General features: G+C 62.9%; 12 protein-coding genes. 2 read left to right on the top strand and 10 right to left on the bottom strand.

Translation table 11 applies throughout. The annotated features are described in order from the left end of the window. Positions 1-21 precede the first annotated feature (21 nt). The 5 genes from M729_RS0134295 to M729_RS0134275 form a co-directional block, all read right to left on the bottom strand. Positions 22-918 (bottom strand): UTP--glucose-1-phosphate uridylyltransferase, encoded by an 897-nt coding sequence (locus tag M729_RS0134295; RefSeq protein WP_013528099.1) that lies wholly within the window; start codon positions 916-918, stop codon positions 22-24. A gap of 74 nt (positions 919-992) precedes the next feature. Beyond that, entirely contained in the window at positions 993-1961 is a 969-nt protein-coding gene (locus M729_RS0134290) for a glycosyltransferase family 2 protein (RefSeq protein WP_027164271.1), read from the bottom strand. Beyond that, entirely contained in the window at positions 1951-2901 is a 951-nt protein-coding gene (locus M729_RS0134285; protein WP_027164270.1) for a glycosyltransferase family 2 protein, read from the bottom strand. Before M729_RS0134285 ends, M729_RS0134290 begins: the two co-directional genes overlap by 11 nt. Continuing rightward, positions 2901-3896: a glycosyltransferase family 2 protein gene (locus tag M729_RS0134280; RefSeq protein ID WP_027164269.1), complete on the bottom strand. Its 996-nt coding sequence runs from the start codon at positions 3894-3896 to the stop codon at positions 2901-2903. The genes M729_RS0134285 and M729_RS0134280 overlap by 1 nt, the downstream gene beginning before the upstream one ends. Before the next feature lie 40 nt (positions 3897-3936). After that, positions 3937-5109 (bottom strand): glycosyltransferase, encoded by a 1173-nt coding sequence (locus tag M729_RS0134275; protein ID WP_027164268.1) that lies wholly within the window; start codon positions 5107-5109, stop codon positions 3937-3939. A gap of 185 nt (positions 5110-5294) precedes the next feature. Here M729_RS0134275 and M729_RS0134270 point away from each other — a divergent pair, with 185 nt between their 5' ends. Then, a complete protein-coding gene (locus M729_RS0134270; RefSeq protein WP_027164267.1) occupies positions 5295-6791 on the top strand; it encodes a lipopolysaccharide biosynthesis protein in 1497 nt (498 codons plus the stop codon). A 52-nt stretch (positions 6792-6843) separates the two neighbouring features. Further along, on the top strand, positions 6844-7866 hold the full coding sequence (locus M729_RS0134265; protein ID WP_013528105.1) for a phosphoribosyltransferase family protein: 1023 nt from the start codon (positions 6844-6846) through the stop codon (positions 7864-7866). 18 nt (positions 7867-7884) lie between these two features. Here M729_RS0134265 and M729_RS0134260 read toward each other — a convergent pair whose 3' ends face one another. From M729_RS0134260 to M729_RS0134240, 5 genes are all read right to left on the bottom strand, one after another. Next, a complete protein-coding gene (locus M729_RS0134260) occupies positions 7885-8964 on the bottom strand; it encodes a glycosyltransferase (RefSeq protein ID WP_024501831.1) in 1080 nt (359 codons plus the stop codon). A 74-nt stretch (positions 8965-9038) separates the two neighbouring features. After that, positions 9039-9488, bottom strand: coding sequence for a hypothetical protein (locus M729_RS0134255; RefSeq protein WP_013528107.1), 450 nt, complete (start codon positions 9486-9488; stop codon positions 9039-9041). Between the two features lie 13 nt (positions 9489-9501). Continuing rightward, positions 9502-10944 carry a GMC family oxidoreductase gene (locus M729_RS0134250; RefSeq protein WP_013528108.1) on the bottom strand — a complete coding sequence of 481 codons (1443 nt, stop codon included), beginning with the start codon at positions 10942-10944 and terminating at the stop codon, positions 9502-9504. A 92-nt stretch (positions 10945-11036) separates the two neighbouring features. Next, entirely contained in the window at positions 11037-12368 is a 1332-nt protein-coding gene (locus M729_RS0134245; RefSeq protein WP_013528109.1) for a UDP-glucose/GDP-mannose dehydrogenase family protein, read from the bottom strand. 67 nt (positions 12369-12435) lie between these two features. Then, positions 12436-13290: a family 16 glycosylhydrolase gene (locus tag M729_RS0134240; RefSeq protein WP_024501832.1), complete on the bottom strand. Its 855-nt coding sequence runs from the start codon at positions 13288-13290 to the stop codon at positions 12436-12438. Positions 13291-13320: the final 30 nt, after the last annotated feature.

Below are 13320 nucleotides of genomic sequence, written 5' to 3'. Positions count from 1 at the left end.
GATACTCCCGAAAGATGGGCATTATGCGGCTTCTTCCTGGCGTTCATGCGACCGGACGAACTCCTGAAGCATCTCGAAAACCGGACCCTTCATGTCGTCGCGCGCCAGCGCGAAGGCGATGTTGGCCTGGATGAACCCTTCCTTGGAACCACAGTCGAACATGCGGCCGAGGAAAGGCTGGGCGAAGAACGGCTGATCCTTCGACAGACGAACCATGGCATCCGTCAGTTGAATCTCGTTGCCGGCGCCGCGCTGCTGATTGCCCAGGAGCGCGAAAATCTCCGGCTGCAGGATGTAGCGGCCGTTGATGTAGAAATTCGAAGGCGCATTGGCCGGCGCCGGCTTCTCGACCATGGCCGTCACCTCGAAACCGCCGCCGATCTCGGCGCCACGGCCAACGATGCCATATTTGTTGGTCTCGCTGGGTTCGCAACGCTCGACGGCGATTACGTTGCCGCCCGTGCGCTCATAAAGCTCGACGGTTTCGGCGAGGCATCCGCGACCGCCGAAGGACACCATGTCCGGCAGCAGCAAGGCGAAGGGCTCGTTGCCGATAACCTCGCGCGCGCACCAGACGGCATGGCCGAGGCCTTGCGGGGATTGCTGGCGGATGAAGCTGGTGGCGCCGGCCACAGGCAGCATGCTTTCGAGCGCCTCCAGCTGGGTCTTCTTGCCGGTCTGCTCCAGGGTGCCGATCAATTCCGGATGCAGGTCGAAATAGTCCTCGATCACCGCCTTGTTGCGACCGGTCACGAAGACGATGTGCTCGATGCCCGCCTCGAAGGCCTCGTCCACCGCATATTGGACGACAGGCCTGTCGACGACGGGAAGCATTTCCTTCGGCATCGACTTGGTCGCCGGCAGGAACCGCGTTCCAAGCCCCGCCACCGGTATCACGGCCTTCCTGATTTTCTTCATCGCAAATTCCTTCTGAGGAGATCGACTTCAATCCGTTCACAGGCCACGAAAATTCCCTCCATGTGCCTGCATCTTCACCTCCCCGCCCCGACGGCAAATTGTGCCGCCATTCTTCGCAACCGCACGGCGATCGGCATGCCCATATGCCTGACCGCCGCCGGGTCGCTGAGCGCAGTCCGGATCGCCTTGAGCGGGGACCGCGCCTTGATGTGCTGTACCAGTGACAGAAACGATGCCGCCTTGCGCAGGCTGCGGCCACGCCGCGCGAACGCGGCCTGCGCGGCCTCATCCATCCGATGGGTTTGAGCGAACACGGCATCCGCCCTGCGCATGGCTTCGACGTGGTGAAGCTCGAGCACGCGCGAAATGGAGACGCTGCGAATATGGTAGGCATAGCCGATATCGGGCTCGACGACGCATTTTCCGCCGTTGGCCAGGGCGGCGGCAAAGAGGATGTAGTCTTCGCCGATCCTCAGCTTCTCGTCATAGCGAAGCCGGTTTTCGTTCAGGAACTCGCGCTGGAAGATCGGCTTGAGGTAGCCGAGGTTGAACTTGGATTCGAAGACGACGTTGCCGGCGATGTAGGTGGCCAGCGAAATCTCGCGCAAGCCTTCCAGATATTGCCGCGGAAACATCGCGTCCTCGATAACGCCGTCCTCGCGAACGACCTGCAGATTGTCGACGGCGATCTGGGCATCCGCGCTTTCGGCACGCGCGATCATCCTGGCGAGCCGGCCGGGAAAGACCGCGTCGTCGGAATCGAGAACCGCGATCCATCTGCCGCGGGCGGCATCGAGGCCGGCATTCCTGGCGCCGCCCGGGCCGCGATTGCTTGGCAGGGCGATGACACGGACGATATCCCCGGGATAGGCCCGCGCAACATCGAGCGTCGCATCGCGCGACTTGTCGTCGACGACGATGATTTCGACGCTGACACCCTTCTGGGCGATGGCGCTGGCGATCGCCCGATCAAGGGTCGTCTCGGCATTGTAGGCGGCAATAACGAAGGAAACATCGGGGATAGAGCTGACGTCAGGCTGCACGCTTGCCTCCCTGCTGTGGCGACGGCTGGCCATAGAGGCGGATTTCGCGGATGCCGACGAGGCCGCTGACGACACCAACATGCATAATGCCGCGCAGCACGCTGCGGTTCCTGCGTACCGGACTGACGACGACCGGAAGTGCCGAGGCGAAGCAATAGATGGCCTTTGCCGAGGCCAGGCCGACCTGCTTGGCCAGGCCGATTCCGCTGGCGCTGCTGCCCAGGAGATGGCCATGCGTCTGGCCGACGCGGAAGCGGCGGCGGCCGAGCCAATCGAATGCCGCCCTGGAGCGCGGCACCACCTCCTCGACCCACGCCTCGGGCGAGAAGGCGATGCGGCCGCCTGCCTTGTGCATCTGGTCGAAGAATTCGGTGTCCTCGCCGCCGGTCTGGCCACGCGCCAGGCTGAAGCGGCGGCCGCGCAGGCTGTCCGAGCCCATCCGCAGCAGAACGTTGCAGGTGTAGCCGGTCTGGATCTCGCCGCGCACCCAGACGGGCAAGGTCGAATGGAAATCGCCGCGCCGCATCCAGTCCGGCGCGTCCGGGCGATAGCGCGCCCTGACCGGGCCGAGCACGGCGGCGGCACCGCTTTGCTGCGCCATCGCGACCAGTTCGGCAAGCCATGGCGTCGTGGCCGTCTCGTCGTCGTCGATGAAGGCGACGAAATCCGCGGTGCTCGCATCGAGGCAGGCGTTACGGGCGATCGAGATGTTGCGCGCCGGGGCGTGCTGATAGTGGATCGGCACCGTCAATTCCCGCGACAGCGCCGCCACCAGGTCACGGGCCGATGGGGTGTCGTCATTGTCGGCGACGACGATGCGGACATCGAATCCCACCGGCATCTCCATGGCGTCGAGCGAGCGCAGCGTGTCGGCCAGTTCCGGCCGGCGGAACGTGCAGACGCCGATGTCGATGCTGCGGTCCTTTGCCGACACCGCCATCAGGCCACTCCTCGTCGCGAGCCGAGGCCGAGAAGCTGCAGCCAGAAGCCGACCGACCAGCCAAGATGCATGACCATGGCCGAGACACCGGCCAGCGCAACGTCGGCCTTGCGCTGGCGGATAGCCGTCACCAGCCCGTAGCCCAGGCACACCGACGCCCACAGCAGCAGCGGCACCGCCGCCAGCCAGTGCACGAAGGAGAAGGCCGCCAGCAGCACCACCGGGAACACCAGCAGCGGCACCATCTGCCTCACCTTCGGGATGACGCGATGCTTCAGTACATTCTTGGCACGCCCGCGACCGTAGCCGAGATACTGGAAATAGAGGCCTGAGAGCGAGGCACGCGGGTAGTAGACCATCTGCGTCTTGCCGCTCATCCAGATCTTGTAGCCGGCCTTGCGCAAGCGATAATCGAGCTCGGCGTCCTCGTTGTGGCTGAACGTTTCGTCATAGCCGCCGACGGCACCGAACGCCGATATCCGCATCAGTGCATGATGGCCGTGATCGATCCACTGTCCCTGCGAAAGATGCCTATGCTTCGAGCCGCCGGTGCCGAGCTTGGAGTTCTGCGCCGCGGCCGCCGCCTTCTGCACGGCACCGCTGCCGCTGGTGAGCATCGAAACGACAACCGAATCCGCTGATGTAGCCAGGGCTTCCTCGACCAGCCGGTCGCAATAATCGTCGGGATAACCGCCATGCGCATCGATGCGGATGAGATAGTCGGCACCATCGCCGAAAGTACCGACGGCGAGATTGATCGCCGCGCTCTGGATACGCCGCTTGTTGTGGAGCAGGATAACGCGCGGGTCCCTGGCAATGACGTCCTCTAGGATGGAAAGCGTGCCGTCGGTGCTGCCGCCGTCGGCGACGATGATCCGGGCGCCAAGCCGGGCGGCCGCGGGCCGCAATTGATCGAGCAGCGCACCGATATGGGCGGCTTCGTTCAGGCATGGGATAACGATCAGGCTGGATGAGGGTTTTTCCGTCTGCGTCATCAACCTCTGTCCATCTTGCCCCTGTCCATCCCCTGCCATCCTATGCCAATGCCTCGGCGGCAAACGAACCGGGCACGGCCGTCAGGCTGCGCAGCCGCTCGACAAGCGCACGGCAATCGCTGCGATCGTAGCTCCAGGTCCTCGGGTTGCGCGCCAGAACACGCCCCTTCAGCCTGGCGAAGCGATGCTCCTCCATCTTGCCTAGCGCGGCTTCGAGCGCTTCGGGCGACGCCTGCGGCAACAGCACGCCGATATCCTGCTGCTTGAGGAACCGCCCGGTCTCGGTATTGCCCATCGAGATCGGCACCGCGCCGAAACGGCAACCCTCATAGAGCCGGTTGGGCAGAAGCCATTCGGAGTTCTTCCCCGCTTCGAAGAAATCGATCGCCCAGGAAAAATGGACATCGTTGTAGATCGCCGCCATGTCTTCCGGATTGCGGTAGGGCCCGAGAAACGACAGCCATGGCTCGGCCTCGACAAAGCCGTGAAAGTCAGGGAATTCCGACAAAGCCGGACGGCCGCGCAGCACGATCTCGAAGCGGCCCTCCATGCGGCGGGAGAAATCAGCCAGCAGCTCGAGCGAGCGGCGGCAGCGCAGCGCGCCGAACCAGCCGATCCGCCATGGCGGGCCGACCGGGCTCTCTTCAGCCTCCGGAGCGCCGGGCACAATCGTCGCGGCCTCGAAATATTTGTTTTCGACCAGCTCGATGGGTGCCGCGACCTGGCCGAACGGCTTGAAATAATTGGCGATGAAGGCAGGCGAACTGGTCACCAGCAGCTTCACATCCCTGGCCAGAAATCGTTCGGTGGCACGCAGCGCCTTGCCCAGGACATCGTTGCGCAGCACAAGCCGATGAATGTCGAGGCACTCGTATACGATCGGAACCGATGCACCGAAGGCTGACCTGGCGCGGCGGGCAAGCGCCAGCATTTCCAGGTTGCGCGCGACGATGACATCCGGCTTTGGCATGCCGCCCAGCTTCGGGCCTATCGAAACGGCTGCTTTGGCTACGGCCGCGAGGCGTTGGCCGAATCGCCCGTCACGCGTCCCGCCGAGGTCGATCGGGCGCAGTCCCTCGATATCCGCAATCGGATTCGCGGTGCGACGGAAGCCGGCCAAGGTGACCTGGGCCCCACCTGCCCTGAGCATCGTGATCCGCCGGCGCACCGCCGGGTCGGAAACGTCGTGCACTAGGTACAAGACATGCAGCATAAAAACTCGACCGCTGTTGGCCCACCCAAGGGAATGCTAGTACAGCTCTTGCTGCATCGCAACATTTTTGCTGCACCAATCGACGTTTTCTGTTGCACTGCAAAATTATTGCCGTAGTTTGTGGTCGGCGGCGGTCGTGGATTTTCGGGCTCGAAAATCCACGTAAAAAATCAGGAATCCTGAATTTGGAAGCCAATGCATTCGATCCGCCAGAAGGCTCCTTGCGCAAATCGGTTGGGCGCGGTGCGGTTGTCACGGCCATGGCGCAATCGGTGCGGGTCGCGACACAGATTCTGTCGGTTGTCGTGCTGTCGCGGTTGTTGTCGCCACAGGATTTCGGTGTCGTGGCGATGTGCGCGCCGGTGCTTGCCTTTATCGCACTGTTCCAGGATTTCGGCCTGACCCAGGCAACGATCCAGAAATCAGGCATCCGGCATGAGGAGGTGAACTACCTCTTCTGGATCAATGTCGCCGTCAGCGCGATCCTGGCTTGCGTGCTTGCGGGTGCGGCGCCGCTGGTTGCTGCCTTCTACGGCGAGCCGCGCGTGACAGGTCTGGTGGCTGCGTTCGGGCTGCAGATCATGGCCTATGGGCTTGGCGCCCAGCATCTGGCGCTCTTGACGCGCCGTATGCAGTTCGGCCGGCTGGCCGTCATCGACGTCGCCAGTGCCATCGCCGGGCTTGCCGTGTCGATCGCCTGGACCTTCATCGATCGCTCCTATTGGGCCCTGTTTGCCGGCACGCTGACCGGTGCCGTGCTGCCGACGCTCTGCTACTGGGCGAGTTCGCGCTGGCGTCCGGGCCTGCCGCGCAAGGTCGCCGGCATCGGCGAGCTGATCAATTTCGGCGCCGGCATCACCGGCTTCAACTTCGCCAATTTCTTTGCCCGCAACCTCGACAACGTGCTGATCGGCAAATATTGGGGCGAGGCGCAGCTCGGCCTCTATGACCGCGCCTACAAGCTGCTTCTGTTTCCGCTGAGCCAGATCACCAACCCCTTGTCGAAGGTGATGGTTCCAGCACTTTCCAGGCTGAAGGACGAGCCGGATCGCTACCGCAGCGCCTATCTGCGCGTCATGCCGCTGATCCTGCTGGTGGCGCTTCCCGGTGTCGCCTTCGCCACCGCGATGTCGGATGTGCTGATCCCCTTCGTGCTCGGCGAGCAATGGCGCGCAAGCGCCTCGATTTTCCTGGCGCTCGGCTTTGCCGGGCTGCTGCAGCCGCTCAACAATCCGGCGGGGTGGCTTTTCGTCAGCCAGGGCCGCTCCGGCGATTTCATGCGCTGGGGCATCATAACGGCCGTGACGTCGGTGCTGGCTTTCATGCTCGGCCTGCCCTATGGCGCGCTGGGCGTGGCGATCGCCTATGCGATCAGCGAATATCTGCGGACGCCTTTCCTATGGCTCTATGTCGGCAAGAGCGGACCGCTGCAGGCGCATCATGTGCTGCGCGCGGCAACGCCGTTCGTGCTTGGCGCCCATCTGGCGCTGGCCGCGATCTGGTTCGTCAAGCCAGCGCTGCCGCAGCAGCATGTCGTCGCCCTGGCCAGCAGCGCCGTGCTCGCCTACCTCATCACGATCATCATCGCACTGGCATTCGCCTCCGGCCGCGAAGCCTTGCGCGAGGCGCTCAGGATGCTGCCGGCAAGGCTGCCTGCGGCAGCGCCGCGCGAAGCGCAATAATTTGGGCGTCTTCGACTGCTACGGACATCTCCTCCAGGACCAGGTCTGAACCATGCACTACCGATCGATCTCCGATATGAACGACGCCATCGTCAGGGGCCTGCACCGGCTGCCGCGCGACATCGACCTGGTCGTCGGTGTGCCGAGAAGCGGCGTTTTGGCAGCGACGCTGGTCAGCCTTGCCGCGAACATCCCGATGACCGATCTCGACAGCTTCCTGGCTGGGCGAATCTACACATCAGGCGTCACCAAGCGCCGGGCCGCTCTCGACCGCAAGGTTTCCGAGATGCGCAAGGTGCTGGTGATCGACGACAGCGTCGCCGGCGGCAACGCCATGCGCGACGCACGCGCCCGCATCCAGGCTGCGGGCATCGAGGCGGACTTCACCTTTGCCGCCGTGTTCGGCCTTGAGCCCCTGCACCAGGAAACCGACCTCGTCTTCGAGGTCGTGCCGCATCCGCGCATGTTCCAGTGGAACTTCATGCATCACAAATTCCTGGCGCAATGCTGCGTCGACATTGACGGCGTGCTGTGCCTCGACCCGACAGAGGCGGAAAACGACGACGGCCCGGCCTATGAGAAATTCCTCAGCGAAGCGCGGCCGCTCCATGTCGCGACTCACAGGATCGGCTGGCTGGTCACCAGCCGGCTGGAGAAATACCGCGCGCTCACCGAGGCATGGCTCGCCAAGCATGAGATCAAATACGACCAGCTGATCATGCTCGATCTGCCGAGCAAGGCGGAACGGCAACGACTCGGCGCGCATGGCAGTTTCAAGGCCGATTTCTACCGCAAGTCCGATGCCATCCTGTTCATCGAGAGCGAGCACGAACAGGCGCTGAAGATCACCGAACTGTCAGGCAAGCCGGTGCTGTGCGTCGAAACGCATATGGTCAGCTTCCCCGACGCGCTGTCGCTGCCGGCACTTGGCCAGGCGGCCCGCAACCTGCCGGCAAGGCTGCGGCAGATCAAGTCGCAAGAGGGCCGCAAGAGCGCCGCCAAGACCATTGCCCGCGCACTGCTTGGCGCCCGCGGCTACGAGACGCTGAAAAGCCGGGTCAAGCGTCCGGCCTGACCTGCTCAGGCGGCGTCGTCAGGCCGCCTGTCGCGCGCGCTGCTGCATGGCCCTGTCCAGTATCGAGAAGAAGGTGATGAACTGGCGATCGGGATCGAGTTCCGGGCGCCCGGCGAAGCTGCGAGCTAGACTGGAAAGCCGGTCATATTCCTGGTTGTCGTTCCACAGCCGCCTGACGGCCGCGACCCAATCGGCCAGCGGAGCATCGTAATCCAGCACCACGCCACCGGAGCCGACAGCCTCGGGCAGACCGCCGCGCCGCGAACCGATAACGGGGATTCCGCTGCAATGGGCCTCCGAAGCGACGCGGCCCCACGCCTCTTCCCACTTGCTGGGAGCAAGCAGGATCTTCGTGCGACCATAGACCGTCTTCATGTCGCTGGTGCGGCTCTCCAGGACGACATTGCCCAAGGGAGCGATCGTCTGTTCGATCCGCGCCCGGTGATCGTCGTCGAGCTTCCAGCTTTCGACGAACAGGAATGGAATTTCGCGGCAGGCGCCGGCAATCCGCACCGCGAGCTCAAATCCCTTTTCCTCATAGGGGTTGATCAGCGTGACGAACTGGCCCGTCGTCGGCGTCGAGTAATGCGCCGGGTTGATGGTTGGCGGGATCACCGCTGCCTCGATGCCGAATTCTTTTTTGTAGGTTCGCGCGGTGAAGTCCGAATTGGCAATGTAGAGCGCCGAATGCAATTCGCGCAGATCGCCGCCCAGTTCATGGAACTCGACATTGCGGAGATAAACGACCAAAGGCACGCCCTCCGCCTGCAGCGCCTTGCCGATCGGAACCGATTTGTGACACTGGACCACGGCGACATCGGGCTTCAGCCTGTCGACGGCATAACCCGCCGCTTCCCAGGGAAACCAGGCCCGCACCACCGGATAGCCGGGATAGCTGTCGACAACCGCCGGCTGCCGCAACAGCTTCATCTTGGCGCGCGCCTTGAAGCCGAAGACACCGTCACCGAACAGGGCGGCGAGCACAGCGGCTTCATGACCGTGCTCGATCAGCTGTTCGGCCAGATGATGCGTGCTCGACTGAACGCCGCCACTGAACTCGGGCGGGTAGCCGTTGCCGCCTGCAAAGAGAACTTTCATGATCGGGCTCCTTGTCGCATCTCGTATTCCTTGCTCGAAGGCAACAGGCAAAGGCCGCCGCCTCGCTTTCGACGTCAGGCAAGTTTCGGCGGCTCCAGATTGGCGAAGGGATTGGTACAGGATTGCCAGCCGGTAAACCGGATCGGGTCGTTGGGCGAACTGCGCCAGGCGTAGTCCGTCAGCATATGGAATTCGGCGACGACCCAGCGGTCGAAATGCAGCAGATCTTCCCGCTTCCGCCGGGGCAGCAAGCGACGCGCGGCGCCCAGTTTGAGCTCCTCCACCAGGGTGACGGCATCACTCAGTTTTTCGCTTGGGAAATTCCATGGATTCCGGTCGCGGAACGCCAGCACGAACTGCTGCAGATGCTCGATGCGGATGTTCAACTTGCCAAGATATTTTTCCAGCGTGACGCGCACCAGATCCTCGTCCGAGAAGGAGGAAACGGTGGCGTAGGCGACCCCCGTCGAAACCACTCCGCCAGCCAAGACGGCCAGGGCCGAGCGTCTGGAAATCTCGATCATGCGATACCTCCTTTCACGCGATCCGGCTCGCCGCCCGCAAGGACAGCGCTGCCGCGGTCAGGCTCGGGTTGGCGCAGGAGCAGCTCGGATAGGTGCTGGTGCCGACGACGACCAGGTTTCTGAGCTGATGGTGGATCATGCCGCTGTCGACCACAGAATCGGCCGGGCCGGTGCCCATCCTCAGCGTGCCCTGGACGTGCGATTCGGTCGGCCGAATGCCGCGGTCGAAGAGCTTTTCGACCGGCAGCGGCGCCAGAAGGTCAGGCAATTTCTCCAGAGCGCGCGCCATGCCCTTCACCGCGTAGTCCGATGGCGCCTTGAAGCTGACGAAGGCATTGTCATCCGCGTCAAGCGTGACGTAGTTCTCGGGGTCGAGCAGGTTCTCGGTGACCACGACCAACGGCAGCGCCTGGCGTAGCCGCCCCTTTTCGGCACGCATTCCGTGCTGCCAGCGGTTCTCGAAATAGACCAATGCCGCCGCATGCTCCGATCGGTGAGGACCATCATAGAGGCCGAAATTCAGGCCTGTTGTGATGGTGCTGCCGTCGAAATTGTCGACGCCGTCGAGATAGACCTCGAAATTCCAGCCGTAGGATTCATGCAGGCCGCTGCCGACAAACTCGCCGCCCAGGCCGGATCGCAGCATGATCGCCGCGCTCTGGATGGCATTGGCGCCGAGAATGAAGAGATCGCCGCTGACCTGGTATTCCTTGCCGTCATGGCTGAACGTGACCGAACGGACAGCGCCGCCGACGTGATCGAGCCGGCGCACCTCCGCACCGAGGCAGACCGAGATGTCGGGATGCTCGAAGACGTGCATCAACCCGTTGTTGACGGTGAATTTGGCGTCGACCGGGCACAGCCAGCAACGCAGATTGGCACAGCACGAGCTGCGCTGCGCGGTCGGCACGCGAGCCCGCGCGGTTGGCATGACGAAGTGCTGGTCGGGCTGCGCCGCCTTCATCATCCTGTCCGGTGTCGACATGCGATGCGGCGGTTGCGGAAACGGCTTCGAGCGGGGCAGCATCGCCGCCATGTCGGGGTCGCCGGAGATCGACATGATGTCTTCCGCGTCGCAGTAGAACGGCTCGACGTCGTCATAACTGATCGGCCAGTCATTACCGATGCCGTAGGTGCTTTTCAGCCGGAAATCATTGGGATGAAATCTTGGCGTCTGCGCGAACCAGCAGTTCGTCCCGCCACCCAGTCCGATCGTGTAGTTCCACGGCTTGTCGGAATTGGTCTTGTAGGTCGTCTCGTCTTCGATGTCGGTGTTGACGTTCTGTTCGAGCTGCCATTCATGGGTGTTGTGGCGTCCCCACTCCAGCACCAGAATGCGCGCCTTTCGGCGCCTGGCGAACTCATGCAGGAAGAAGGCCGAACCGAAGCCGGAACCGATCGCGACGAGATCGAAATGATTCTTGGTGATTTGCTCCGGCTTTACGTCCAGCACCATCAGCTACAACTCCACACAGAAATACGCGCTCAACCCCAGCGCCCGCAGGCCGTGTGCGGACCGGTCTTGCATCCGGCTGCCAGGGCCCGGTCTCATGCCGCCATTCTGCCGATCGAGTGATATTCGATGCCGTGGCGGGCGATGACCTTGGGGTCATAGAGGTTGCGGCCGTCGAAGATGACCGGCGTGGTCAGCGCGTCCTTCACCGCGTCGAAGGACGGCGCGCGAAAGCTCTTCCATTCTGTGGCGATCAGCAGCGCATCGGCGCCGCGAAGCGCCGCCTCCTTGGTGCCGCACAGAAGCAGGTCGTCGCGCAGCCCGTAGATGGCCTGGCATTCCTGCATCGCCTCGGGATCATAGGCCTGCACATTGGCGCCGGCCTTCCAGAGCGCCTCCATCAGGACGCGCGCCGGCGCCTCACGCATGTCGTCGGTGTTGGGCTTGAAGGCCAGACCCCAGAGCGCAAAGGTCCTGCCTTTGAGGTTGCCCTTGAAATAGCGGTCCACCTTGTCGAAGAGAACCGATTTCTGTGCGTTGTTGCGCTCCTCAACGGCGCGCAGCAGCTTGGCGTCGAACTTGACGCCTTCGGCGGTCTTGATCAGCGCCCGCACATCCTTCGGGAAGCACGAGCCGCCATAGCCGAGGCCCGGATAGATGAAATGGTAGCCGATGCGCGGATCGCTGCCGATGCCCTTGCGGACCTCCTCGATGTCGGCGCCGAGTTGTTCGGCCAGATTGGCCATCTCGTTCATGAAGCTGATCTTGGTCGCCAGCATGCAGTTGGCGGCATATTTGGTGAATTCTGCGCTGCGCACGTCCATCACGATCATCTTCTCGTGGTTGCGATTGAACGGCGCGTAGAGTTCGCGCATCACAGCCTCGGTGTCCTCGCTGTCGGTGCCGACGATGATGCGGTCCGGCTTCATGCAGTCGGCAACCGCGGACCCTTCCTTGAGGAATTCCGGATTTGAAGCGACATCGAAAGCCAGGTCCTCGCGGCCTCTTTTCTTCAGCGTGTCGGCGATCCTGGCCTTCACCTTTTCGCAGGTGCCGACCGGCACCGTCGACTTGCCGACGACGATCTTGGGTTTGTCCATTTCGCGGCCGATGGTCTCGGCGACTGCCAGCACATATTTGAGGTCGGCCGAGCCGTCCTCGCCCGGCGGCGTGCCGACCGCGATCATCTGGATCTCGCCGTGCCTGACAGCGGCGGCGGCATCCGTTGTGAACTTGATGCGGCCGGCGGCATGGTTCTCCTTGACGAGGTTTTCCAAACCGGGTTCGAAAATGGGAACCAGGCCCTGGTTGAGCCGCTCGACCTTGGCGGCGTCGATGTCGACGCACACCACCTGGTGCCCGACTTCGGCAAGCACCGCCGCCTGCACGAGGCCGACATAGCCAATTCCAAACACCGTCAAATTCATTCGGTTTCATTCCCATGCAAGGCAGCGGACCGTTTTCGGCCCCGCCGGTTCAAATCGACTTTCCCAACTACTTTACACTGCATGCCAGCGATTCCGGAAATTGACAGGGTTCGCCGAGCGCCGTGAAGGCGACCCGCTCGACCTGCAGGGAAAGCTTGCGGCCCGGATCCGCGAACGCTCCCATCCAGCCCTTCATCGTATCGCTGCCCCAAAAGCTGAAGAATATCTTCTGTGCATGGCTGGGCAGCTTCGCCGGGTCAGTAATCGTGTTCACCAGTTGGCCGTTGACGTACCATCGCAAGCTGTCCTTCTGCCAGACGAAGGCGTAGTCGTTGAAGGCCTTCTCCGTGCCGCCCGGCACGTCGACCAGTTTCTCGTTCTTGCCCTTGCCCGCGATATAGGCGTTGACCTGCACCTTGGAGGTGTCCTTGGTCAGGACCTCGAAGTCGATCTCGTCCCAGGGCTGCTTGTCGCTGGGACCGATATAGGTGAAGAACGCGGCGTTGAGGCCGGAGCCGGTATCGGTCTTCAGCCGTGCCTCATAGGTGCCATAGCCGAAGCGCTGCTTGGTCTGGATCTCGCCGCAGACGTAGTCGCGATCCTTCAGCGTCTGCTTTTCGAAGCCGAGCGACAGCACACCATTCGACAGTTCGACCATATTTTTCGACCAGGTGCAATTCTGATGGCTGCCGTTGTTCCAGCCGTCGGAAACATACCAGCGCGTGCGGTCGAAGCTTTTGAAATCATCGACAAAGGACGGCGATGTCGGAATGTCCTGGGCATGGGAAGGGGTTGCCAGGAAACCGCCAAGAGCAGCCAGCAGCAACGCACCGAGCGACCCCAGCCGCCGGGCGGCTTGTCCGGTCCGATATGCGAGAGGCGGTGCGTCAATTGCCGTCGTAGGTTTCGGATTCCAATTCATACCAAACTCACCTTTGCGCTGTGTGTCCCC

The organism is Mesorhizobium sp. WSM1293, assembly GCF_000513875.1.
GTDB classification, from domain to species: Bacteria; Pseudomonadota; Alphaproteobacteria; order Rhizobiales; family Rhizobiaceae; genus Mesorhizobium; species Mesorhizobium ciceri.
This window is presented reverse-complemented; position numbering and strand designations above follow the sequence as displayed.

Bases quoted from the DNA above. Each gene is read 5' to 3' on its own strand.
- M729_RS0134295 (WP_013528099.1), bottom strand. From the start codon at position 918: ATGAAGAAAATCAGGAAGGCCGTGATACCGGTGGCGGGGCTTGGAACG.
- M729_RS0134285 (WP_027164270.1), bottom strand. From the start codon at position 2,901: ATGGCGGTGTCGGCAAAGGACCGCAGCATCGACATCGGCGTCTGCACG.
- M729_RS0134280 (WP_027164269.1), bottom strand. From the start codon at position 3,896: ATGACGCAGACGGAAAAACCCTCATCCAGCCTGATCGTTATCCCATGC.
- M729_RS0134275 (WP_027164268.1), bottom strand. From the start codon at position 5,109: ATGCTGCATGTCTTGTACCTAGTGCACGACGTTTCCGACCCGGCGGTG.
- M729_RS0134265 (WP_013528105.1), top strand. From the start codon at position 6,844: ATGCACTACCGATCGATCTCCGATATGAACGACGCCATCGTCAGGGGC.
- M729_RS0134260 (WP_024501831.1), bottom strand. From the start codon at position 8,964: ATGAAAGTTCTCTTTGCAGGCGGCAACGGCTACCCGCCCGAGTTCAGT.
- M729_RS0134255 (WP_013528107.1), bottom strand. From the start codon at position 9,488: ATGATCGAGATTTCCAGACGCTCGGCCCTGGCCGTCTTGGCTGGCGGA.
- M729_RS0134250 (WP_013528108.1), bottom strand. From the start codon at position 10,944: ATGGTGCTGGACGTAAAGCCGGAGCAAATCACCAAGAATCATTTCGAT.
- M729_RS0134245 (WP_013528109.1), bottom strand. From the start codon at position 12,368: ATGAATTTGACGGTGTTTGGAATTGGCTATGTCGGCCTCGTGCAGGCG.
- M729_RS0134240 (WP_024501832.1), bottom strand. From the start codon at position 13,290: ATGAATTGGAATCCGAAACCTACGACGGCAATTGACGCACCGCCTCTC.